The sequence below is a fragment of the Pseudomonas sp. FP2338 genome (assembly GCF_030687515.1).
Classification (GTDB): domain Bacteria; phylum Pseudomonadota; class Gammaproteobacteria; order Pseudomonadales; family Pseudomonadaceae; genus Aquipseudomonas; species Aquipseudomonas salomonii.
The window spans coordinates 4210544-4234960 of record NZ_CP117436.1; the positions used below are offsets into that span (position 1 = coordinate 4210544).

Consider the following 24417-nt stretch of genomic DNA (forward strand, 5'->3'; position numbering starts at 1 on the left):
CGGAGAGATTACAGATTCCGCAGCGCGGCGACTACTGCATCGCCCATTTCTTGCGTGCCGATTTTGCTGCAACCCTGTGACCAAATGTCACCGGTGCGCAAACCTTGATCCAGCACCAGGCTGACCGCCTTCTCGATGGCATCCGCCGCTTCGCTCAAGTTGAAGCTGTAACGCAGCATCATCGACACCGACAAAATGGTCGCCAGCGGGTTGGCAATACCCTGGCCTGCGATGTCCGGCGCCGAACCGTGGCACGGCTCGTACATGCCCTTGTTGTTGGTGTCCAGGGACGCCGACGGCAGCATGCCGATGGAGCCGGTGAGCATCGAGGCCTGGTCTGACAGGATGTCGCCGAACAGGTTGTCGGTAACGATCACGTCAAACTGCTTGGGCGCACGCACCAGTTGCATGGCAGCGTTGTCGACGTACATGTGGCTCAGCTCGACGTCCGGGTAGTCCTTGGCGACTTCTTCGACGATTTCGCGCCACAGTTGGCTGGAGGCCAGTACGTTGGCTTTATCCACCGAGCAGACCTTTTTGCCGCGCACACGGGCCATGTCGAAACCGACACGGGCGATACGGCGGATTTCGCTCTCGCTGTACGGCAGGGTGTCGTAGGCCTGACGCTCGCCATTTTCCAACTCGCGCACGCCGCGTGGCGAGCCGAAATAGATACCGCCGGTCAGTTCACGCACGATCAGGATGTCCAGGCCCGCCACCACTTCCGGCTTGAGGCTCGACGCGTCGGCCAGCTGCGGGTAGAGGATGGCCGGGCGCAGGTTGCCGAACAGGCCCAGTTGCGCGCGGATTTTCAGCAGGCCGCGTTCCGGGCGGATATCACGCTCGATCTTGTCCCACTTCGGGCCACCCACGGCGCCGAGCAGCACAGCATCGGCCGCACGGGCGCGGTCCAGGGTTTCGTCGGCCAGCGGCACGCCGTGCTTGTCGATGGCCGCGCCGCCGATCACGTCGTGGCTCAGCTCAAAGCCCAGGTTGTACTTGCTGTTGGCGAGTTCCAGGACCTTGACCGCTTCGGCCATGATTTCCGGACCAATACCGTCGCCAGGGAGAATCAGAATCTGCTTGCTCATGCGTTCCTCATTTCATCAAGCGACCCGCCCGTGGGCAGGTCGGGAAAAATCAATCAGCGTTCAGCGAAAACCACCAGCACGTCGGTGCTGAAGGTGCCGTCGGCTTGAATCTCGTAGTAATCGCGCACTTCCTGGCCCATTGCCTGTTGCAGCGCAAGGATCGCGGCGCGCAATACCTCTGGTGTGCGCATGCGCTCGACCCACGAGGTGTATTCCAGGCGCAGGCGCTGACGGCGGCTGGTGCGCACATGCAAGCCGGATTCGCTGAGCTGTTGCATCCATTCGGCGGCGCAGTAATCGCGCACGTGGCTGGTGTCGCGCAGCACTTCGACGGTTTGCAGGTAAGTGTCCAACAGCGGGCTGCCCGGTGACAAGACATCGACGAAGGCCGCCACGCCACCCGGCTTGAGCACTCGGCGCACTTCGCGCAGCGCCAGGCCCAGGTCGCTCCAGTGGTGGGCCGAGTAGCGGCTGAACACGAAATCGAACTCGCCATCGGCGAACGGCAGGCGCTCGGCGGCGCCGTGTACGGTGCGGATGTTGGCCAGGTTGCGATCTATAGCAGCTGCGGCAACCACGTCGAGCATCTGTTTGGACAGGTCGTAGGCCACTACCTCGTTGACCAGTGGCGCCACCTGGAAACTCACATGCCCCGCACCACACCCCAAATCCAGCAGGCGTGCAGCGCCCTGCCCAGCCAGTTCGGCCTGGAGCAGCGCGAATTCGGTGCCTTGGGCGTGCACGGCACTGCTCAGGTAGGCGGCGGCTTGCTCGCCGAATTGTTTTTGCACGACTTGGGTGTGGGCGGTGGTGGTCATGGTGATATCCCTAGCTTTGTGTTGTTGCTACTGGCCCTTTCGCGAGCAAGCCCGCTCCCACATTTGATTGCATTTCAACTGAAGAAACTCGGTCGAATGTGGGAGCGGGCTTGCTCGCGAAGAGGCCAGTCCGGTCTACATAGAATCAGGCATCGCGAAACAGCCAGGGCTGGCTCGCCCGGTGCTTGGCTTCAAACGCGGCAATCGCATCGCCGTCCTGCAAGGTCAGACCGATGTCGTCCAGGCCATTGATCAGGCAATGCTTGCGGAACGCATCCACCTCAAAGTGATACACCTTGCCGTCCGGGCGGGTCACGGTCTGCGCGGCCAGGTCAACAGTCAGTTGGTAGCCCACATCCGCTTCCACCTGCTTGAACAACTCATCCACTTCGGCATCGCTCAAGATGATCGGCAGCAAGCCGTTCTTGAAGCTGTTGTTGAAGAAGATGTCGGCGTAGCTCGGCGCGATGATGCTGCGAAAGCCATATTCTTCCAGGGCCCACGGCGCGTGTTCACGGCTGGAGCCGCAGCCGAAGTTTTCCCGCGCCAGCAATACACTGGCGCCTTGGTAGCGCTCGGCGTTGAGCACGAAATCCTTGTTCAGCGGGCGCTTGGAGTTGTCCTGGTAGGCGTAGCCCACGTCCAGGTAGCGCCACTCGTCGAACAGGTTAGGGCCAAAACCGGTGCGCTTGATCGACTTCAAGAACTGCTTGGGGATGATCTGGTCGGTGTCGACGTTGGCGCGATCCAAAGGGGCGACAAGGCCGGTGTGTTGGGTAAAAGCTCTCATCGGGTATTCCTCAGATCAATTCGCGAACGTCGATGAAACGACCGTTGACGGCAGCCGCAGCGGCCATGGCCGGGCTGACCAGGTGGGTACGGCCACCAGCGCCCTGACGCCCTTCGAAGTTACGGTTGGAAGTGGACGCGCAATGCTCGCCCGACTCCAAACGGTCCGGGTTCATCGCCAGGCACATCGAGCAGCCCGGCTCACGCCATTCAAAACCGGCTTCGAGGAAGATCTTGTCCAGGCCTTCGGCTTCAGCTTGAGCCTTCACCAGGCCCGAACCCGGCACCACGATGGCTTGCTTGATGGTCGAAGCCACTTTACGGCCTTTGGCGATCACCGCCGCAGCGCGCAGGTCTTCGATCCGCGAGTTGGTGCAGGAACCGATAAACACGCGGTCCAACTGGATGTCGGTGATCGCCTGGTTGGCCTTCAAGCCCATGTACTTCAGGGCGCGTTCGATGGAGCCACGCTTGACCAAGTCGGTTTCTTTAGCCGGGTCCGGCACGTTCTGGTCAACCGCCAAGACCATTTCCGGCGAGGTGCCCCAGCTGACTTGCGGCTTGATCTGGGCCGCGTCGAGCTCGACCACGGTGTCGAACACCGCGTCGGCGTCGGAGACCAGGTCTTTCCAGGCCTCGACCGCAGCGTCCCAATCGGCGCCCGCCGGTGCAAATGGGCGACCTTTGACGTATTCAACGGTTTTTTCGTCCGCCGCCACCATGCCCACGCGGGCACCGGCTTCGATGGACATGTTGCAGATGGTCATGCGGCCTTCGATGGACAGGTCGCGAATCGCGCTGCCGGCAAACTCGATGGCGTGGCCGTTACCGCCGGCGGTGCCGATCTTGCCGATCACGGCCAGCACGATGTCTTTGGCGGTCACGCCGAAGGGCAAGGTGCCTTCGACTTTGACCAACATATTCTTCATCTTTTTGGCGACCAGGCACTGGGTGGCGAACACATGTTCGACCTCGGAGGTGCCGATGCCATGGGCCAGGGCGCCGAATGCACCGTGGGTAGAGGTGTGGGAGTCGCCGCAGACCACGGTCATGCCTGGCAAGGTGGCGCCCTGCTCCGGGCCGATCACGTGAACGATGCCTTGGCGCACGTCATTCATCTTGAATTCGGTGATGCCATATTCGTCGCAGTAGTCGTCGAGGGTCTGCACCTGAAGGCGCGACACCTGGTCGGCAATGGCTTCGATGCCGCCCTTGCGTTCCGGGGTGGTCGGCACGTTGTGGTCCGGGGTGGCGATGATCGAGTCGACGCGCCAAGGCTTGCGCCCGGCCAGTCGCAGGCCTTCGAACGCTTGGGGCGAGGTCACTTCATGGATGATGTGACGGTCGATATAGATCAGCGACGAGCCATCGTCGCGCCGTTTCACTTCATGGGAATCCCAAAGCTTGTCGTAAAGCGTTTTGCCGGCCATCAGTCGGTCCTCATCACAGGTGCATCTAAACGCCGGGCTTTTCAATAACCCTTTGGCTTGTGAGGCTGATGGTATGGCGCTACATTAAATAACTCAAATTCATATTTTTTATGCTTTGGATTACCAACTGGAATACCACCATGGACTTGGCCAACCTCAACGCCTTTATTGCCATCGCCGAGACCGGCAGCTTCTCCGGCGCCGGTGAACGCCTGCACCTGACTCAGCCGGCGATCAGCAAACGCATCGCCGGGCTGGAGCAGCAATTAAAGGTGCGCCTGTTCGATCGCCTGGGCCGTGAAGTCGGCCTGACCGAGGCCGGACGCGCCCTGCTGCCGCGCGCTTATCAGATTCTGAATGTGCTGGACGATACGCGCCGCGCGCTGACCAACCTGACCGGCGAAGTCAGCGGACGGCTGACATTGGCCACCAGCCATCACATCGGCCTGCACCGCCTGCCGCCGATCCTGCGCACCTTTACCCGGCAATATCCCAATGTGGCACTGGATATTCAGTTCCTTGATTCGGAAGTGGCCTACGAAGAAATCCTCCACGGCCGCGCCGAAGTGGCGGTCATCACCCTGGCGCCTGAACCGCACAACCTGGTGCGCGCCACGCCGGTGTGGGACGACCCGCTGGATTTTGTGGTGGCGCCGGAACACAGCTTGACCGGCAACGGCACGGTCAGCCTGGCCGACATTGCCAAACACCCGGCGGTTTTCCCCGGCGGCAACACCTTCACCCACCATATCGTCAGCCGGCTGTTCGAAGCGCAGGGCCTTACGCCCAACATTGCGATGAGCACCAACTACCTGGAAACCATCAAGATGATGGTCTCCATCGGCCTGGCCTGGAGCGTGTTGCCGCGCACCATGCTCGATGATCAGGTGGCAAGCATCGCTTTGCCGGGCATACAGCTCAGTCGCCAGCTAGGCTATATCGTGCACACCGAAAGGACGCTGTCGAACGCTGCGCGGGCTTTCATGAGCCTATTGGATGCACAGGTCGATCTGCCAGGGACACCGGCATGAAGCTGTGCGGCCCATAAAGCCTGAATAGAACCGCGCCGAACGCCCATTGAGCCAAGGCCCTTTGATAATGCGCAACCCCCTCGATTCCGTGCCGCCCCTGCCGCGCATTTACGCCTTGGACCCTCAAGAGGCGGAACAAAGCTGGGAAAGTGCACCGCAATTGCTGGCGGCCCTCAATGCTGCCCGCCTTGGCGCGTGGTGCTGGGAAATCGACACCGGCAGGATCAGTTGGTCACGCGGCACCCAGGCGCTGTTCGGCTACGACCCTCGGCAACCACTGCCCAAAGACCTGGACTACCTGGACCTGCTGGCGCCTCAGGACCGCGCCCGAGTGGTGCGCGCGTTTCATGCGGTGCTGGCCGGCGAGCCGTTCGAGCAGGCCATGCACCACCATATCCAATGGCCGGATGGCAGCCATCACTGGCTGGAAATCAACGGCAGCCTGGCGCCGGACAAAGCCGGCCGACGCCGTATGATCGGGGTGATCCGCGAAACCACCCGCCAGCGCGAGCGCGAACACGCCCTCATGCAATCGGAAAAACGCTTTGCCACGCTGTTTCACCTGTGCCCCAACATGGTGTTGCTCACCCGCCAGTCCGACGGCCGCATCAGCGAAGCCAACCAATATTTCGAGATTCACTTTGGCTGGCCCGTGGCCGAGGCCATCGGCCGCACCACCCTGGAACTGGGCCTGTGGCGCCACCCCGAGGAGCGCGCGCTGCTGGTCAGGGCCACCCAGCGCAAGGGCGAGCCGATCACCATGGACGTGCAGTTCTGCGCCAGCAACGGTCAGATCCACGATGGCACCCTGAGTGCACAAAAGGTCGAGCTTGAAGGCGAGGCTTACCTGATCAGCACCTTCCTCGACACCACCGACCGCAAGAACGCCGAACAGGCGCTCAAGGACAGCCAGGAGCGCCTCGACCTGGCCCTGGATTCGGCGCAACTGGGTACCTGGGACTGGCACATCCCCACCGGCATGCTCTACGGCTCGGCCCGCGCCGCCCAGTTGCACGGCCTGCCGCCCGAACCTTTCCACGAAGCCTTCGACGCGTTTTTTGAAGGCATGTCCGATGCCGACCGCGAGGGCATGCGCAACGCCTACCGCAGCCTGCGCGAAGGCCCGGACGGTAACTACCAGTTGACCTACCGTGTGGAAATGGAAGATGGCAGCCCGCGCTACCTGGAAAGCCGCGCACGCCTGTATCGCGATGACGCCGGCAAGCCGCTGCGCATGGCCGGCACCTTGCTCGATATCACCGACCAGGTTGAACGCGAACAACGCCTGACCGCCTCCGAAGAGAAATTCGCCAGCCTGTTCCAGGCCAGCCCTGACCCGATCTGCGTAACCTGCCTGGACAGCGGCGTGTTTATCGAGATCAACCCGGCCTTTACTCAGACCTTCGGCTGGACCGCCGCCGACGTCATCGGCAACAGCGCCGAGCAGATCGGCCTGTGGGATGATTCAAGCCAGCGCCTGCAACGCATTGAGCAGGTGATTCGCGAACAGTTGTTGAGCAATGTGGCTCTGGTGGTACATCACCAGAACGGCCAAAGCCTGACCTGCGTGATTTCCAGCCGGTTGATCAAGGTCGGCGATCAGCCGTGCATCGTCACCACACTGCGCGATATCACCCAGCAACAGCGCTCGGAGGCTGCGCTCAAAGCCAGTGAGGAAAAATTCGCCAAGGCTTTTCACTCCAGCCCCGATGCGATTTCCATCACCGAACGCGACACCGGCCGTTATGTCGAGGTCAACGACGGCTTTTGCCGCCTGACCGGCTACCGCGCCGAAGAGGCCATCGGCCTCACGCTCTACCAGATCGGCATCTGGGCCGATGAAAACCAGCGCGCGGCGTTGTTGGCCGAGCTGCAGATCAAGGGCCGCATTCATCACCTGGAAATGCTCTGGCACAACAAGCACGGCGACGTGTTGGCGGTGGAAGTCTCGGTGGAACCCATCACCCTCAATGAAACCCCGTGCCTGCTGTTGACTGCTCGGGATGTGAGCCTGCTGAAAAACGCCCAGGCGCAGATTCGTCACCTGGCCTATCACGACCCACTGACCAACCTGCCTAATCGTGCGCTGCTGATGGACCGTTTGAGCCAGCAGATCGCCTTGCTCAAACGCCATAACCTGCGTGGCGCGTTGCTGTTCCTCGACCTTGACCACTTCAAACACATCAACGACTCCCTCGGCCACCCGGTGGGCGACACCGTGCTAAAAATAGTCACTGCGCGACTGGAAGCCAGCGTGCGCCTGGAAGACACCGTGGCGCGCCTGGGCGGTGATGAGTTCGTGGTGTTGCTCAGTGGACTGGAGGGCACACGTGCAGAGGTCGGCAGCCAAGTGCACCTATTGGCCGACACGCTGCGCGAACTGCTGTCGGAGCCGATGTTCCTCGATGGCCACCGCCTGCAAGTCACGCCGAGCATTGGGGTGGCGCTGATTCCCGATCATGGTTCCACGCCCGCCGACCTGCTCAAGCGCGCCGACATCGCGCTGTATCGCGCCAAAGACTCGGGGCGCAACACCACGCAAATGTTCCACAACAGCATGCAGAAAACCGCCAGCGAGCGCCTGCGCATGGAGACCGACTTGCGCCTGGCGCTGTCACGCGGTGAGTTCAGCGTGCACTACCAGCCTCAAGTGGATGCACGCGGCAACAAAATTGTCGGCGCCGAGGCACTGGTGCGCTGGGAGCACCCACAATTGGGCGCGCAGTCACCCACCGAATTTATCAAGGTCCTGGAAGACAGCGGCCTGATCCTGGAGGTCGGCACCTGGATCCTCGATGAAGCTTGCGGCGCCTTTGCGCAGCTGATCGCCGAGGGCCTGGTAGACCCGCTTGATTTCAGCCTGTGCGTGAATATCAGCCCCCGGCAGTTTCGCCAGAACGACTTTGTGGAGCGGGTAGAACACAGCCTCAAACAGCATCATCTGCCCTGCAGCCTGTTAAAGCTGGAGATCACCGAAGGCATCGTCATCCAGAACCTGGATGACACCGTAGCGAAGATGCGCCGCCTGAAAAAACTCGGCGTGAGCTTTGCCATGGATGACTTCGGCACCGGCTATTCGTCGTTGACCTACCTCAAGCGCTTGCCGGTGGACGCGCTGAAGATCGACCAGTCCTTTGTGCGTGATGCCACCCATGACCCCAACGATGCGGAAATCATCCGCGCCATTGTGGCCATGGCGCGCAGCCTCAATCTGGACGTGATCGCCGAGGGCGTTGAGACCCCGGAACAACTGGCGTTCCTGCAAAAGCTGGGGTGCCATTTGTTTCAGGGGTATTTGCACAGCCGGCCGTTGCCGATCGAGGCGTTCAGGCAGTTACTGGTCCAACCGCCCTCACGCGGTTCACACAAGCTTTAACGCATGAGCGCCTTGCACCCAATCCGAACCGGCCAATTTCATTTTTGAGCCATAAAAATCGATAACCCCATCAAATACGCCTACGGAGTGGCCATGATTGGCGAGGGTGCCCGGAACGCCACTGGCCAGTTCCTCGGCAGTGCTGCCACGCGTGAAGGCATACAAGCCAAGGCGCCGAAGCGCTTCGCCGGCGGTTTCCTTATCGTTGAGCGTGCCCATAGCGGCCTCAAAACTCGCTTCGGCCCGAAACTCATGATTTTCCATTTGCGCGCGCTTGGCGCTCACGGCGAACAAGAAAACCGCATCGGCCAAAAGGCCTTTATCTTCACCGAAGAAGTGCGAACCTTTTTGCGCCTGTTTCAACTCATCGTGGGTCAGCTGCACGGTGCATGAATCACGCATGGTCACGGTATAACCTTCAGGTGTTTCGGTAATGCGTTTATAAATGCCCTGGGGATTTTGACCGTACTTCATCATCGCGGCCTTGATCGCCGAGACCGTGACGCAATTGAGTTCGGAACCTTGGTAGAACCCACTCCAGATATTGTCGGGCTTGACGCCCACCGGGCGATTGGAGAGGTTGGAAAGGGTACTGTCCCGTTCTGCCGAGGCGGTGTGCGGCGCCTGCATGGCAAGCATATAGCCATAGTCTTTGACAACAGGCTGTTGCTTGCCGAATGGGTGCTTGATGCCATCCAGTACGAGCTCACCGGCGAAACTGTCCACGACCGCAACGGTGCCTTTTTTCTGCATCTTTTCGGGCTCGACAATGCGCAAGAAACCGATCATCCCCATGCCTTTCAATATCCGGTAGACCGTGTCATTAAGCATGACCCCGGATAGCGCGGCCTCAAAGTGCCCAGGGGTATCAGCGTCCGTACTGGTCAGCTGCACACGTTTCACATAGGCCGCCAACATGAAATTGGCGTCCATCACCGCACCGCTGTCACTTCCGGAAAACCGCGAGACCCCGGCCGTGCGACGCAATTCTTCTTTGGAAAGATGTAAAGAAAAACCGTCCTTCATCGTGATGTCATAGCCATCTGCGGCTGCCACGACCTTGTCGAACACATCCAAAGGACGCTGGCCAAACCTCATCATCATCATTTTGATCACGGACGCATGCCGACGGGTGTCGCCCTCACCGAACCGTCGTTCTGCGACGTCAAAACTTCTTACTATATCGACAGGTGCCTGACCCTTTGCCCAAGCATCGATGTCGGAAGTCGAATCGATCACTGGCTGCACGCCAGGGCCGGATGCCTTGTCGTTAACCAGTACGTAAACATAGGGACGATCAACAGGTCGCTTGCGCCCATATTCATGGCTAACGCCCTCATACACCAAGCCTGCGCCAAATGTATGGGTTTGCATGACTCCGACGCCGCCGCTGCTTACTAACTGCGCCGAGGGTACCTGGCGTAAAAAACCGGCCATACCCAAGCCTTTGAGTAGATTGTAGGTCGTCTCACCACGCAAAGAGTTCGACAACACACGCTCAAACCCCTGGCTGTTGCCCGCCTGCGCACCCAAAAGTTGTTTACGTTTAATAAAAACAGCCAATGCAAAGTTCGCATCACTGATCACGGCCATGTCATTGCCTACAAACTTTGAGTGGGCGGCTGTTTGTCGTAACTCGAGCTCAGAGACTTGCACTGTATTGCCATCTCTAAGCGTGACCTCATACCCCTGCCCGGAACGCTTGACCTGCACAAACACGTCCGCAGGGCGTTGACCAAACGTGACCATTATCATTTTGATAACCGCCGCGTGAGCACTGGCATCATAATCCTCACCAAAGCGTCTTGGAGGGGCATTGAATGCGTTGACAACATCCAGCCATTTTACGTCTGCCGAGTTGGCTATCGGCCCTGTAAAAGGCAGGACAGGTACGCGTGCTGTAAGAGTTGAGAGATTGCGTTTGGCGATGTCCACACAGATGACTCCTGCAGCCAGTCAATCAATACACTTTAAAAAGAGCATTGAGTAATGAGTTGATATAGATAGAACGTTGCCGACAACACTGATCTTTTATTGCCCGACCATTTGGCGCCGAGCATTAGCCAGCCGTTGACAGCAAGGAGTGCGCTTGAGTGCCACAGCCTCCCCTCGCCGAGGCGCAGCCCCTGGCCGCCCCCAGATCTCTTCACGGCCATTGATGACCGCCACCGAGTGCCCCCCTCGATTACTCACACCCAAGCGACCTTCTGCAAGTTCACGCACGCTGACGTTTTCCATATAGTGGCTCAACCCTAACCGCAGAAAACCCTCGCCAGGCTTTTCCTCGTCCTCACCATCATTCAAACTCTCCACACCCGCTTCAAAGCTTTCACCCGCGGTTGAGTCATTGTTTTCCTCCTGTGCACGCTTGGCACTGACGGCGAACAAAAAGTGCGCATCCTTGAGCATGCCCTTATCGGGCCCGATAAACTGCGAAGCGCGCGAGGCGACTGCCAACTCCCGGTCGGTTAATGTGAGCGTGTAATTGTCGCGCATCGTTACTCGATAACCGCCGTCCAGCCGCCTGACTGCGCGGTAAATGCCTGTCGGGCTTTGACCGAACTTGTGCATGGCCGCCTTGACAGTCGCTACCGTGGCACAGTTACCGCCTGGCCCCTGACGGAAACCACTCCAAATATTCAAAGGCTTTGCGCCATTACGCTTATTGGACAGGCCCGGGATATACCCTCTGCGCGACCCTGCAGGCTCGGAAGCCGCCAAGGGTGGCGAGACAGCTGTCGCAGCCCGCGTCACCTGCGGGGCGTTCACTTGGGGTTGCGGGGGCACATCGGCAGAGGCCTTGACCTTTTGCTGCGAGGGAACACTGGCCAACCGCGCCAAGAATGCGGCAACCCTGCCCTCCAGGCTGTCAGCTCTTGGGTGCCCAGGCCTGGTACTGAGCACCAGCACCGGGCTCGACTGCGAACCGGCATGCCTTGGCGCGTTAAAGGGCGTGCGCTCTTGGGGCCCGTCTCGCAAATCCATGCCTGGCAGCTGACGCACACCTGGGTAAGCGACGTTATCAATTCGGTAATACATCATGACTTGCTCCACGTTTTCTAACGTGTCCCCGAACCTTGGGGCCGGGGAAACGTGACGTTATCGGCGAAGTTAAAACACCCTGCCGGGTGTCAACTCCTCAGCCGGGAGCGGTTGGAGAAACCTTGGTTCCAACGATCACTCTCATTTTCAGCAGGACCTGGACTGGTCACGCCAACCTTGGTCCGGGGGGTTACCTGCGAGGTCGTCTCGCGCGAGCCAGAGGTGTCAGACTCGGCGACTTCATCACCGCTGCGGCGCGGACCGGTAAGGTGATCGGAATCGTGCTCACCGTCCTTGTCATCAGTCTTGGTCGACTCGACATGACTGTCCTTAGCTTCAGTAACGAGCTTACTGTCCTTGCCCTCAGTGATGACTGACTTTAAGTGCCCTTCCACACTATCAGTCAGTACTCGCTTTTCAGGCGGCAAAGGCGCATTAGTCCTGGACGCCACACCGGCGATGGCACGCGATTCCTTGCCGGCCTCACCCGAGGTTTCAGGGCAGTGGCAGTGGCAGTGGTTGACATTAATCTCCACTTTGATCTGTGGGTTTGCTTCAGTTGTCACATAAATGCCGGGTTCACGTGCCTGAGGTAAAACACGGAGCCCGGGGGCACGCGTTTCTGCTTGATGCGAATCCTCACTCGACTTCTTTTTCAGTTGATTCGCAACATCCGATATAACCTTGGACAACACACCGACTGGCAGCCTCTCTTTGGTATGCACGCCTGCAACGTGTACGTCCTTGTGCTGCGAACTTTCTTCCAGCGTGCTATTCGCTTGAGTTTCTACAGCCGTGGTGTCCTTAAGCGACTGGCCTGTTTGCAATGTCGCTTTGGATTGGGCGCCTGCAACAGCTGCGTCCTTTTGCTGCGAGCCTTCTTCCAGCTTGCTTTTCGATTGAGCCTCGGAGAAGGAGGAGTCCTTCACCTGCAATTTAGTGTGCGCAGGCGCGCCGATCGGAACGCCTGCATCCGGCTTGGCGAGGACCGAGCTACCGGCGGGAGACCTTTGATTAGCGATTTCAGCCTTGCCCGAAAACATCTCACGCATGGCACTGATAAGTTGATCAAACATATCAAACAGTTTCGTGAGCACGCCGGCATTACTAAACCCGTCACGCTGCAGCGTTGCGGAAAATTCAGTTTTGGGGGCGGATGGAGTGTGCCCAAAACCAGCCCCGGACATGCTAAGCGTCGTGCCGACATCGGGACCTTTTGACGGTTTCGAGTCAAGGGGCAACGCATCATTTTTGATAAAAGGCGCGTTATTGATCGAAAAAGGCATTAACAATTTCCTAATTAAGCGCTGCTTTGGCAATTAAACGCCCAGAACAGCGATAGTTATTTCAAGTGCTGCAAGCAACCGAGTCGCTTCACAGCCCCCACTTTGGTGGAGCGCGAGATGATTGAGTTCCAGAAATCGCGCTTCACATAAGGAAACCAAATCAACCTTTAAGACTTTTCCCCGTTGCTATTCACGAAAAGTCCAGACGTCGCAAGACCCTACCGGCGTGAGCACGGACACACGCACTTATAAACTGCCAAGGCTGCAATTAAGCGACATAATTAACCGACCAGCGAAACGACAACCTATGATATTCCGCACTCAGTGAAACACCTTTCGTAACACCCATTGCGTGATTTTAAAAATGTAACTAACTGTTCAGAACAACCCCGTAGTAACGACTGAACACTGGTCGACGTTTTTTGTTACTTTCCAATGCTAAAAAGTCTCAGCCGGCAAAAAAACGCCACCTCTCAAGCCTGGTAATCCTCCCCGGTAATACCTCTAAATGCAAAAATGCTCCGTATCTTTCAATACGGAGCATTTTTGCAACAAAGGCTGCTGTGATCACTCCACTACGCAGGGTCGGGATGCTTCATACCCAATAAGCGACTGACCTGCTCCAGCCCGGTTTCACGGCGTAGCGCGGTAAACAGCTCGACCGCTTCAGGATAGTTGCGCGTCAGCATCGCCAGCCATTGCTTCAAACGGCCCGGCGCCTGCTTTTCGGTGAGTTGCGCCATCGATTGGCGCCAGAACTCGCGGAGCATCGGCTGCATCTGCGCCCAGGTCATTTCCACGACTTCTTCACCTGCCTTCGCCGCTACGATCTGCCGCGCCAGATCCGGACGGGCCACCAGGCCACGGCCAAGCATGATGTCTTCGGCACCGCTGACTTCGCGACAGCGCTTCCAGTCTTCGACGCTCCAGATATCGCCATTGGCAAACACCGGCACCTTGACCACGTCCTGCACCCGGGGGATCCACTCCCAGTGGGCTGGCGGTTTGTAGCCATCGGTCTTGGTGCGCGCATGCACCACGATGTGCGCCGCACCGCCTTCGGCCAGGGCCGTTGCGCACACCAGCGCGCCGTCGGGGCTGTCGAAGCCCAGGCGCATCTTCGCAGTGACCGGGATATGCGCCGGCACGGCGCGGCGCACGTGCTCGACGATCTGGTTGAGCAGTTCGGGCTCCTTGAGCAATACCGCACCGCCACGGGACTTATTGACAGTCTTGGCCGGGCAGCCAAAGTTCAAGTCGATGACCTGCGAACCCAGCTCACACGCCAGCGCAGCGTTCTCCGCCAGGCACACCGGGTCCGAACCCAGCAACTGCACACGCAATGGCACGCCCGCTGCGGTGTGGGCACCGTGCAGCAGCTCGGGGGCGAGTTTGTGGAAATAGGCCGGGGTGAGCAGGCGGTCGTTGACGCGAATGAACTCGGTCACGCACCAGTCAATACCGCCCACGCGGGTCAACACGTCCCGCAGGATGTTGTCGACCAACCCCTCCATGGGCGCCAAAGCAATTTGCATGGGAAACACTCAACAAAAATCGTGGCGCAGTTTACTGGGTTTCCCGCAGCAACCGTTAACCCCCTGTCAGGGCCGGGCCATAGCCGTCGAGAAACTCGGCGGGCATGCGCTTGGGTTTGCCGCTGGACAGCTCGATGCACACAAAAGTGGTTTGCGCACGCAGCAGGGTCGCGCCATCGCTGGGGCGCACCAGCTGGAAACGCCGGGTCATCTTCAGGCGCTGGTCCCAGTCGACGATCCAGGTGGCCAATTGCAGCTCGTCACCTTCGTAGCCGGCCGCCAGGTAGTCGATCTCATGGCGCACCACGGCCATGGCGCGGTCCAGCCGGCGATACGCGGTGAGGTCCAGCCCCAGACGCTGGGAGTGGCGCCACGCACAACGCTCCAGCCATGAGACGTACACCGCGTTATTGGCGTGCCCAAGACCATCGATGTCTTGCGCGGCGACCTGCAGGTCGATGATAAACGGCGCTGCCAGATCCCAGCCCATGCCTTGCTCCAGTCGATGAATGTCGCCGGGCAGTGTATCAGGCGGTTTGCCGCTCCTGTAAACGACGGCCGGCCAGCAGCGTCAGCACGGCCTCGATCACCCGGGGGTCGGCCAGCACGCGCTGGTGGCCGCCCTGCTCCAGGCGCAGCAGGCAGCTGTCGAACCACGCCTCATGGATGGCTTGCGAGGCTTTGACCGGAACAAAGGTGTCGTCTTCAGCGTGCACGATCAACCCCGGCAGGTTCATCTTGTAGTGGGCCACATCCAGGTGCTTGAGCGGCATGCCGAAAGTCTGTTCGACCTCCTGGATAAACGCCGAGCGCGCACGCGGCGGCAAGCCCATCATGCGGGTAAAACCACGCAGCACATCCAGGAAGCGCGAGGGCGCGGCAATGCTCACCAGTGCTTGCGTGCGCAACCCCAATTGCACCGCCAGCATCGCACTGGCGCCGCCCATGGAATGCCCGACCACCGCATGCAGCGGCGGCAATTCAGCGGCAGCATCGAGCATGGCGCGGGCAAACAGCAACACATGCGCTTCACGCCCCGGCGAGCGACCATGGGCCGGGCCGTCCAGGGCAATCACTGAATAACCGTCAGCCACCAGAGCGGTGATCAGGCTGGCAAACTGCGTAGGGCGCCCTTCCCAGCCGTGCATCAACAACACCGCAGGCCCTTGGCCCCAGCGCAACGCCGACAAGCCGAAACGCAAGGTGATGCGCTCCGATTGCGCCAGCAGCGGCAGCTCCCAATCTCGCGGTGGCAGGTTGCGCGGTGTCATGAAGGTGCGGCGCAACTTGCTGGCCACCGTGTGCGGCGCGAGGCGGCCGACGGTGCCATGGAAACCACGAATCCAGGTTAATGCGCCCATCACACGACTCCTTTTAACGCACCGCCGACTTGGCAGCGCGCAACACGCGGTCGGACAACTCACCCGGGCCAAGCGCACGGGCCAGGGCCAGGCCGCCGATCATCAAGGCCATGTCGGCCAAGGCCTTGTCGGTGTCTTCGGGGCTGGCAGCCAACTGGGCAGCCATCAACTCGGTGTGCTCGTTGAGCGCCAGGCGAAACTCATCCGGCAGGCGGCTCATCTCGCCCACGGTGGCCGGGATCGGGCAGGCGTGGTCGGTGGAGTCGCGGTGCTTGCGCGACAGGTAGAACGCCGCCACCAGGCTTCTGCGCTCCTCACCGGTCAGTTGCGCATCCATGTCGTCGATCGACGCACGCCGCCGAGCCAGCAACTGGGTGAAGGCCTCCAGCATCAGTGCGTCTTTGCTTTCAAAGTGCGCGTAGAAACCGCCGACCGTCAGCCCGGCAGCGCCCATGACTTCTCCGACACTCGGTTCGGCCGGGCCACGCTGGATCAACGCCGCGCTGGCAGCCTGCAAAATGCGTTCGCGGGTTTGCGCTTTTTTATCGCTCATCGAAGCCTCCGTCTCTCATGGGTTGAATATTATTACCATAATAATATTTAGCAAGCGACAGGCATGACCGCTGGTCAGGACAGAATAAAGGGTATTGAGGGAGAGGATTGGCCAAACGCCAGACAAACAAAAGGGCCATTCAATAATTGAATGACCCTTAAAAATCCCGCAGAGCGGGTAATCGTGGCGTCCCCTAGGGGACTCGAACCCCTGTTACCGCCGTGAAAGGGCGGTGTCCTAGGCCACTAGACGAAGGGGACACAAACCTTCTATACACTGATCAGCGCTGAGAACTGATCGATTCAAGGACGGTGTGGCCGGAACCTTGAACCTGTAAAATTGGTGGAGCTAAACGGGATCGAACCGTTGACCTCTTGCATGCCATGCAAGCGCTCTCCCAGCTGAGCTATAGCCCCGGATTTTTCGTCTCGCGACGCAGCAGACCTTTCGAACTGCTTGTTGAAACTGGCGTCCCCTAGGGGACTCGAACCCCTGTTACCGCCGTGAAAGGGCGGTGTCCTAGGCCACTAGACGAAGGGGACAAAACCTTCTGTACAACCGATCAGAGCTGAGTTCTGATCAATTCAAGGACGGTGTGGCCAGACCTTGAATCTGTAAATTGGTGGAGCTAAACGGGATCGAACCGTTGACCTCTTGCATGCCATGCAAGCGCTCTCCCAGCTGAGCTATAGCCCCTCATCGGTGAGGACGGGGCGAATCTTAATGGCGGTTTGGAAGTGTGTCAAATTTATTTTCAACAATTTCCAAACTTTTTTGCCGGGATAACAATCACTTACCGGCGAAACCCCGGAAAACCGGGGTTTCGTCGTAACAACAGCCTGCTTAAGCGATAGCGCCCAGCAGCTTTTCCCACTCTTTGTTTTCTTTCTTCGACACACCCCCAAGCAAATCAAGGGCTTGGCGCAGACGGAAACGCGTGAGGTCCGGGCCGAGAATTTCCATCGCATCGAGCACCGACACCGAACTGGCCTGCCCGGTGATCGCAGCAAACATCAGCGGCATGGCATCGCGCAATTTCAGCTCCAGCGATTCCACCACTGCCTGGATCGTCGCGGTGATCGCATCTTTCTCCCACTGGCGCAGGCTTTCGAGCTTCCACAGGATCAACTGCATCAACTGGCGAACCTGATCGCCGGAGAGCTTCTTGGACTCAAACAGCTTGGCATCCGGATTCACGCCACCGGCGAAGAAGAAGCTGGCCAATGGTGCGACCTGGCTGAACGTCTCTACCCTGCCCTGCACCAGCGGCGCGATCTTCATCATGTATTCGGGGTTGAGCGCCCACTGCTGCACGCGGCTGGCGAACTCGCCCACCGGCAAATCACGCAGCCACTGGCCGTTGAGCCACGACAGCTTCTCGATGTCGAAGATCGGCCCGCCAAGGGACACGCGCGACAAATCAAAGTGATCGACCATTTCCTGCAGCGAGAACTTCTCGCGCTCGTCCGGCATCGACCAGCCCATGCGGCCCAGGTAGTTGAGCATCGCCTCGGGCATAAAGCCCATGCGCTCGTAGAAGGTCACCGAGGTCGGATTCTTGCGCTTGGACAGTTTGCTCTTGTCCGGGTTACGCAGCAGCGGCATGTAGCACAGCTGCGGCTGTTCCCAGCCGAAGTATTCGTAGAGCAGGATCAGCTTGGGCGCCGATGGCAGCCATTCTTCGCCACGCAGCACATGGGTGATGCCCATCAGATGGTCGTCGACCACGTTGGCCAGGAAGTACGTCGGCAGGCCGTCGGTCTTCATCAGTACCTGCATGTCCATGCGGTCCCACGGAATCTCGACATCACCGCGCAGCATGTCCGGCACCACGCATACGCCTTCGCTTGGCACTTTCATGCGGATCACATGGGGCTCGCCGGCGGCCAGGCGCGCGGCCACTTCTTCCTTGGACAACAGCAGTGCACGGCCATCGTAGCGCGGTGTTTCGCCACGGGCCTGTTGCTCGGCGCGCATCTGGTCCAACTCTTCGGCGGTGCAAAAGCACGGGAACGCATGGCCCATGTCCACCAGTTGCTGGGTGTACTGCTTGTAGATGTCGCTGCGCTCGCTCTGGCGATACGGGCCGTGCGGGCCGCCAACGTCCGGGCCTTCGGCCCAGGTAATGCCCAACCAGCGCAAGGCATCAAAAATCTGCTGCTCCGACTCGCGGGTCGAGCGCAGTTGATCGGTGTCTTCGATCCGCAGGATGAATTCACCGCCGTGCTGCTTGGCAAAGCAGTAGTTGAACAAGGCGATGTAAGCAGTGCCGACGTGGGGATCCCCAGTAGGCGATGGCGCAATGCGCGTGCGGACGGTGGTCATGGCTGGTCTCGAATGGGCGATAAAACTGAAAATTGAAACAAGGGGCGAATGGTAACAGCCTGGGGCACCTGGGCTCCAGCGCGAGCCGGCCAACAAAGCACATGTGACACAGCATCCTACCGTCAACCCTTAAAAACCAGAGAACTGAGCCATCACATTCCGAATGACTTTTCGCTGTTCCCCTACTTGGGCCGTTGATTCCAGGGGCTACTCTCCATTCGAAGCAGCTTCTAAGGTGGATTGTCCCGGAGCGAGCCGCTTGCCCTGGGCTCTATTGCCATATCACTCCTTACTCAGGAAAACCTCGAAATGCTTAGTTTATTTTCTGCCGATCTGCTTTCACAACTTGCAGATATCACTGCCCACGTCATCGACTCAACCGATGACGACCTTGCGCACTATCCACAGGCCCGAGCGGGATATACCCGCAAAGTTTTCCGGCTCCCCAGACTCCCACAGGAAGCTCAACTCAAGGTCGAGATAATCATCAAAATCACCACCTACTCTTTCGAGCGTCTGGACTGCAATGGGGGCTGGCACAATGGCTTTCTTCAATGGCAACAAATCCCAGGCACAGGGCGTGTTTATTACGAACTGTCTCAAGGTCCAAGTAGAAAAATGAACTGCCAAGACTCTACACAAAATGCCTACGAAAAAGTCCTGCAGGGCAAACACTTCATGGTCAACTACGACAGCGGGCAACCACTGGTCATTTACGTACCCGATGAAAGCCACTTCATTGCCGGCCCGCAGCATCACACTGTTTACGGTGAAAGCCTGGATACCAGCCAGGAAAGGTGCGATATCCAATTGACGTATCGCTTGTGGGCTGCTTCGAAAGTTGTTGACCCTACTGAGGCAATCATCTAATAACCCGGGGCCAGGGCCCTCCCATGTGTGGTGAGCCCGGGCACCCACCACTCACCGCAAAATCAAACAGCCAACAGGCGCTCACGCAACTTGCCAATCTCATCGCGCGTCTGCGCCGCCGCCTCAAACTCAAGATCGCGCGCCAACTGGTACATCTTCTCTTCCAACTGCCGAATCCGTTTGGTGATCTCACTCGGCGAGCGCAGTTCGTTCTCGTACTTGGCGCTCTCCTCGGCCGCCTTGGCCATGCCCTTGCGCTTCTTGCTGCGCGAGCCCGGCACGGTGGCGCCCTCCATGATGTCGGCGACGTCCTTGAACACGCCCTTCGGGGTAATGCCATGCTCCAGGTTGAAGGCGATCTGCTTGTCCCGACGGCGTTCGGTCTCGCCAATCGCCCGCTCCATGGAACCGGTGATGCGGTCGGCATACAGAATCGCGCGACCATTGAGGTTACGCGCCGCCCGGCCAATGGTCTGGATCAACGAGCGCTCGGAACGCAGGAAGCCTTCCTTGTCCGCATCCAGAATCGCCACCAGCGAAACCTCCGGCATGTCCAGGCCTTCGCGCAGCAAATTGATGCCCACCAGCACATCAAACACACCCAGGCGCAGGTCGCGGATGATCTCTACGCGCTCCACGGTGTCGATGTCCGAGTGCAAATAACGCACGCGCACGCCGTGATCGGCCAGGTAATCAGTCAAGTCTTCGGACATGCGCTTGGTTAGCGTGGTGACCAGCACCCGCTCTTCCAGGGCCACGCGCTTGGTGATTTCCGAGAGCAAGTCATCCACCTGGGTCAGCGCCGGGCGGATCTCGATTTGCGGGTCCACCAGGCCGGTCGGGCGCACGAGCTGCTCAATCACACGTCCGGCATGCTCGGCTTCGTAGTTGCCTGGCGTGGCAGACACGAAAATGGTCTGCGGGCTGATGGCTTCCCACTCGTCAAAACGCATCGGTCGGTTATCCAGCGCCGAGGGCAGGCGGAAACCATATTCCACCAGGGTTTCTTTACGCGAACGGTCGCCCTTATACATGGCGCCGACCTGCGGCACGCTGACGTGGGATTCGTCGATCACCAGCAGCGCGTCGTCCGGCAAGTAGTCGTAAAGGGTCGGCGGCGGCGCCCCGGATTCGCGGCCCGAGAGGTAGCGCGAGTAGTTTTCGATGCCGTTGCAGTAGCCCAGCTCCAGGATCATCTCCAGGTCAAACCGGGTGCGCTGCTCCAGGCGTTGGGCTTCCACCAGTTTGTTGTTGGCGCGCAGGTACTCCAGGCGCTCAACCAGTTCGGCCTTGATGCCCTCGATCGCCCCCATCAGGGTTTCACGCGGCGTCACGTAGTGGCTTTTCGGATAGAAGGTGAAGCGCGGCAGTTTGCGGATCACCTCGCCGGTCAACGGGTCGAAGGCCGACAGGCTCTCGACCTCATCGTCGAACAGTTCGATGCGGATGGCTTCGAGGTCCGATTCGGCCGGGTAAATGTCGATCACATCGCCACGCACACGGAAGGTGGCACGGGCAAAATCCATGTCGTTGCGGGTGTACTGCAGGCTCGTCAGGCGGCGCAGCAGCTCGCGCTGGTCGAGTTTGTCGCCGCGGTCGACGTGCAGCACCATCTTCAAATAGGTTTCCGGGCTGCCCAGGCCGTAGATGCATGACACCGTGGTGACGATGATCGCGTCCTTGCGCTCCAGCAACGCCTTGGTCGCCGACAACCGCATCTGCTCGATATGGTCGTTGATCGACGCGTCCTTCTCGATAAAGGTGTCGGACGACGGCACATAGGCTTCGGGCTGGTAGTAGTCGTAGTAAGAAACGAAGTACTCCACCGCGTTGTTCGGGAAGAACGCCTTGAACTCACCGTACAACTGCGCGGCCAGGGTTTTGTTCGGCGCCAGCACCAGGGTCGGGCGGTTGATCTGCGCGATCACGTTGGCGATGCTGAAGGTCTTGCCTGAACCGGTCACCCCGAGCAGCGTCTGGTGCGCCAGGCCGGCTTCGATGCCTTCGACCATCTGGCGAATGGCTTCGGGTTGGTCGCCGGCGGGTTCAAAACGGGTGACGAGCTGGAAATCCGACATAACGTACCTCGTGAAGTCACCCCAGACTCAACACCGCCAGGGACGAAATAGCTCAGCAACCCGCGAAAAGTCTTCGCAGGTTGCAGGAAAAAACCATGATAGCTGTAGAAGTGGTGGCGAATGTGACGGGTTTCAAGGCAATCGTCCTACCAGCCGTCGATGATCAATTGTGCAATAAGACTAACGGTGGGCAAATAAACCGAAAAACTTGGCCGAAAAGCCGTTTCGGCTGTCGCCCTGAGCCTGGATGGCCTCTATACTAGCTCCCCGTTTGTGCACCGCTCTAGTGCATTCGGCTGGAGCGCGACACGTCCCTCCTATCCCCCATAGAGCTGCCGCAAAAATGAGCCTGTTCTCCGCTGTCGAAATGGCACCACGCGATCCAATCCTGGGCCTCAACGAAGCATTCAACGCCGACACACGAACCACCAAGGTCAACCTTGGCGTAGGCGTTTACTGCAACGAGGAGGGGAAGATTCCACTCTTGCGTGCCGTTGCCGAAGCGGAAGCCATTCGTGTGGCGCAACACGCCGCCCGTGGCTACCTGCCGATCGACGGTATCGTGGCGTACGACCAGGCCGTGCAAAAGCTGCTGTTCGGCGCTGAGTCGCCATTGCTGAGCGCCGGCCGCGTGATCACTGCCCAAGCGGTCGGCGGCACCGGCGCGCTTAAAATCGGCGCGGACTTCCTCAAGCAACTGCTGCCCAACGCCGTCGTCGCGATCAGCGACCCGAGCTGGGAAAACCACCAGGCGCTGTTCGAAAAAGCCGGCTTCCCGGTGCAGACCTACCGCTATTACGACGCCGCCACCCACGACGTCAACCGTGCCGGCCTGCTCGAAGACCTCAACGCCCTGCCGCCACAGTCCATCGTGGTGCTGCACGCCTGCTGCCACAACCCGACCGGTGTCGACCTGAGCCCGGCCGACTGGCAAAACGTGCTGGACGTGATCAAGGCCAAGAACCTGGTGCCGTTCCTCGACATGGCCTACCAGGGCTTTGGCGACGGCATCCACGAAGACGCCGCGGCCGTGCGCCTGTTTGCTGAATCGGGCCTGACCTTCTTTGTCTCCAGCTCGTTCTCCAAGTCGTTCTCGCTGTACGGCGAACGCGTGGGCGCGCTGTCGATCGTCAGCGAATCCAAGGAAGAAAGCGCGCGCATCCTGTCCCAGGTCAAGCGCGTTATCCGCACCAACTACTCCAACCCGCCGACCCACGGCGCGGCGATCGTGGCGGCAGTGCTGAACAACCCTGAGCTGCGCGCCCAATGGGAAGCGGAACTGGCCGAAATGCGCCTGCGCATCCGCGGCATGCGTGAGCAGATGGTCGCCGAACTGGCCAAGGCTGCACCGGGCCACGACTTCAGCTTCGTCGGCCGCCAGCGTGGGATGTTCTCCTACTCCGGCCTGACCGTTGAGCAAGTCACCCGCCTGCGCACCGAGTTTGGCATCTACGCGCTCGACACCGGCCGTATCTGCGTGGCCGCGTTGAACCAGTCGAACATTGGTGCGGTAACAAAAGCGATTGTTCAGGTTCTATAACCCGGCCAGCGCCATACGAAGGGGGAAGCCAATGGCTTCCCCCTTTTTGTTGGCCAAGCCACTAGACTGAACACCGAACGCCCCTTTGCTGTGAGAGCCTTATGAGAAACGACGACCTGGACCTGCGCGCCGACCGCGACGAACTGCATGACTACGCACCCCGCGCCCCGCAAGCCAAGCGCCAGAAAAGTCTGGTGCTGCAAGTGGCGCTGGGCGTGTTCCTGGGTGGGTTGGCCTTGTGGCTGGTGCAGTTGGGCGCCACGGCGATAATGGCCAAGCTGGCCATGGGCACCCTGCAATTTGGCGGCTGACACAGATCTCATGTGGGAGCTGGCTTGCCTGCGATGGCGTCAGGCCAGCCGATACATCCTTAACTGATACACCGCTATCGCAGGCAAGCCAGCTCCCACACTGGTTCTACTTCGCCTGCAAACCACGTTCCTCCAGCAATTTCACAAAGCTGTTCAAACTCTGCGACACCGTACCCCGGCGCCAGATCAGCCAGGTATTGAGGAGGCGGAACGCGTCGGTCAACGGCCACACACTCACCGTCGTAAACCCCGGCATGCTCTCCAGCATGCTGCGCGGCATCAGCGCCAGGCCGGCCCCGGCGCTGACGCAGGCGAGCATGCCGTGATAGGACTCCATCTCGAAGATCTTGCCCGGCACCGCGCCATCCTGTGAAAACCAGCGTTCGAAGTGATGGCGATAGGAGCAATTGGAGCGAAAGGTGTAGATGTTCTCCCCCGCCACATCCTGGCCCCGCGTGATCGGCGCATGGTGCAGCGGCGCGATCACCACCATCTCCTCTTCAAACACCGCCACGCCCTCCAGCGTGGCATGCAGCACCGGCCCATCGACAAACGCCGCCGCCAAGCGCCCCGACAACACGCCCTCGATCATCGTGCCCGACGGCCCGGTGCTCAGGTCCAGCTCGACCTTGGTGTGTTTCTGGTTATACGCCGCCAATAGCGCCGGGATGCGCACTGCCGCCGTACTCTCCAGCGAACCAAGCGCAAACGCGCCCTGAGGCTCCTCCCCCGCTACGGTTGCGCGTGCTTCCTGCACCAAATCAAGAATGCGCCGAGCATAACCGAGGAAATTCCAGCCGGCTGGCGACAGGCGCAAGCGGCTTTTCTCACGGATAAACAACTCCACGCCCAAATCCTGCTCCAGTTGCTTGATGCGTGTGGTCAGGTTCGACGGCACGCGATGAATCAACTGCGCGGCGGCGCTGATGCTGCCTTGCTCGGCAACGGCCTTGAAGATTTCCAGCTGCACCAGATCCAAGT

At 59.6% G+C, this 24417-nt stretch carries 19 protein-coding genes and 4 tRNA genes; 5 read left to right on the forward strand and 18 right to left on the reverse strand.

The window, feature by feature from the left end; all coding sequences use genetic code 11:
* Positions 1–8 precede the first annotated feature (8 nt).
* From leuB to leuC, 4 genes are all read right to left on the reverse strand, one after another.
* Positions 9–1091, reverse strand: coding sequence for a 3-isopropylmalate dehydrogenase (gene leuB, locus PSH96_RS18995; RefSeq protein WP_056861237.1), 1083 nt, complete (start codon positions 1089–1091; stop codon positions 9–11).
* 53 nt (positions 1092–1144) lie between these two features.
* A complete protein-coding gene (locus PSH96_RS19000) occupies positions 1145–1909 on the reverse strand; it encodes a class I SAM-dependent methyltransferase (protein ID WP_305454307.1) in 765 nt (254 codons plus the stop codon).
* A gap of 145 nt (positions 1910–2054) precedes the next feature.
* Complete coding sequence (gene leuD, locus PSH96_RS19005; protein WP_003234333.1) at positions 2055–2699, reverse strand: 3-isopropylmalate dehydratase small subunit; 645 nt, start codon at positions 2697–2699, stop codon at positions 2055–2057.
* Between the two features lie 10 nt (positions 2700–2709).
* Positions 2710–4128, reverse strand: a complete 1419-nt coding sequence (leuC, locus tag PSH96_RS19010; protein WP_305454308.1) for a 3-isopropylmalate dehydratase large subunit — start codon at positions 4126–4128, stop codon at positions 2710–2712.
* A gap of 140 nt (positions 4129–4268) precedes the next feature.
* Between leuC and PSH96_RS19015 the strand changes: the two genes are divergently transcribed.
* A complete protein-coding gene (locus PSH96_RS19015) occupies positions 4269–5159 on the forward strand; it encodes a LysR family transcriptional regulator (RefSeq protein ID WP_058419748.1) in 891 nt (296 codons plus the stop codon).
* Positions 5160–5226: 67 nt separating this feature from the next.
* Entirely contained in the window at positions 5227–8535 is a 3309-nt protein-coding gene (locus tag PSH96_RS19020; RefSeq protein WP_305454309.1) for an EAL domain-containing protein, read from the forward strand.
* Here PSH96_RS19020 and PSH96_RS19025 read toward each other — a convergent pair.
* The 12 genes from PSH96_RS19025 to gltX form a co-directional block, all read right to left on the reverse strand.
* A complete protein-coding gene (locus PSH96_RS19025) occupies positions 8521–10470 on the reverse strand; it encodes a hypothetical protein (protein ID WP_305454311.1) in 1950 nt (649 codons plus the stop codon). The two genes, PSH96_RS19020 and PSH96_RS19025, sit on opposite strands and share 15 nt — an antisense overlap.
* Positions 10471–10566: 96 nt before the next feature.
* A complete protein-coding gene (locus PSH96_RS29635) occupies positions 10567–11106 on the reverse strand; it encodes a hypothetical protein (protein ID WP_370694306.1) in 540 nt (179 codons plus the stop codon).
* 560 nt (positions 11107–11666) lie between these two features.
* Entirely contained in the window at positions 11667–12863 is a 1197-nt protein-coding gene (locus PSH96_RS19035; RefSeq protein ID WP_305454312.1) for a hypothetical protein, read from the reverse strand.
* Between the two features lie 575 nt (positions 12864–13438).
* Entirely contained in the window at positions 13439–14398 is a 960-nt protein-coding gene (locus tag PSH96_RS19040) for a tRNA-dihydrouridine synthase (protein WP_305454313.1), read from the reverse strand.
* 55 nt (positions 14399–14453) lie between these two features.
* Positions 14454–14888 carry a thioesterase family protein gene (locus PSH96_RS19045; protein ID WP_305454314.1) on the reverse strand — a complete coding sequence of 145 codons (435 nt, stop codon included), beginning with the start codon at positions 14886–14888 and terminating at the stop codon, positions 14454–14456.
* A 37-nt stretch (positions 14889–14925) separates the two neighbouring features.
* On the reverse strand, positions 14926–15759 hold the full coding sequence (locus tag PSH96_RS19050) for an alpha/beta hydrolase (RefSeq protein ID WP_305454315.1): 834 nt from the start codon (positions 15757–15759) through the stop codon (positions 14926–14928).
* 13 nt (positions 15760–15772) lie between these two features.
* Positions 15773–16312: a TetR/AcrR family transcriptional regulator gene (locus PSH96_RS19055; protein WP_017138728.1), complete on the reverse strand. Its 540-nt coding sequence runs from the start codon at positions 16310–16312 to the stop codon at positions 15773–15775.
* A 184-nt stretch (positions 16313–16496) separates the two neighbouring features.
* Positions 16497–16572 (reverse strand) — tRNA-Glu (locus PSH96_RS19060).
* 80 nt (positions 16573–16652) lie between these two features.
* Positions 16653–16728: transfer RNA gene (locus PSH96_RS19065), tRNA-Ala, on the reverse strand.
* A gap of 50 nt (positions 16729–16778) precedes the next feature.
* Positions 16779–16854: transfer RNA gene (locus PSH96_RS19070), tRNA-Glu, on the reverse strand.
* Positions 16855–16932: 78 nt separating this feature from the next.
* Positions 16933–17008: transfer RNA gene (locus PSH96_RS19075), tRNA-Ala, on the reverse strand.
* Positions 17009–17155: 147 nt separating this feature from the next.
* A complete protein-coding gene (gene gltX / locus PSH96_RS19080; RefSeq protein ID WP_305454317.1) occupies positions 17156–18637 on the reverse strand; it encodes a glutamate--tRNA ligase in 1482 nt (493 codons plus the stop codon).
* 309 nt (positions 18638–18946) lie between these two features.
* On the opposite strand from gltX, the gene PSH96_RS19085 reads away from it, so the two are divergent.
* A complete protein-coding gene (locus PSH96_RS19085) occupies positions 18947–19507 on the forward strand; it encodes an ecotin family protein (RefSeq protein ID WP_305454319.1) in 561 nt (186 codons plus the stop codon).
* Between the two features lie 62 nt (positions 19508–19569).
* On the opposite strand, the gene uvrB is transcribed toward PSH96_RS19085, so the two are convergent.
* Positions 19570–21585 (reverse strand): excinuclease ABC subunit UvrB, encoded by a 2016-nt coding sequence (gene uvrB, locus PSH96_RS19090; protein WP_056861227.1) that lies wholly within the window; start codon positions 21583–21585, stop codon positions 19570–19572.
* 343 nt (positions 21586–21928) lie between these two features.
* On the opposite strand from uvrB, the gene PSH96_RS19095 reads away from it, so the two are divergent.
* Together PSH96_RS19095 and PSH96_RS19100 are read left to right on the forward strand one after the other, a co-directional pair.
* Positions 21929–23125, forward strand: coding sequence for an amino acid aminotransferase (locus PSH96_RS19095; protein ID WP_017138725.1), 1197 nt, complete (start codon positions 21929–21931; stop codon positions 23123–23125).
* Between the two features lie 101 nt (positions 23126–23226).
* Positions 23227–23436, forward strand: a complete 210-nt coding sequence (locus tag PSH96_RS19100) for a hypothetical protein (protein ID WP_005789784.1) — start codon at positions 23227–23229, stop codon at positions 23434–23436.
* 106 nt (positions 23437–23542) lie between these two features.
* On the opposite strand, the gene PSH96_RS19105 is transcribed toward PSH96_RS19100, so the two are convergent.
* Positions 23543–24415 (reverse strand): LysR family transcriptional regulator, encoded by an 873-nt coding sequence (locus tag PSH96_RS19105; protein WP_305454321.1) that lies wholly within the window; start codon positions 24413–24415, stop codon positions 23543–23545.
* Positions 24416–24417: the final 2 nt, after the last annotated feature.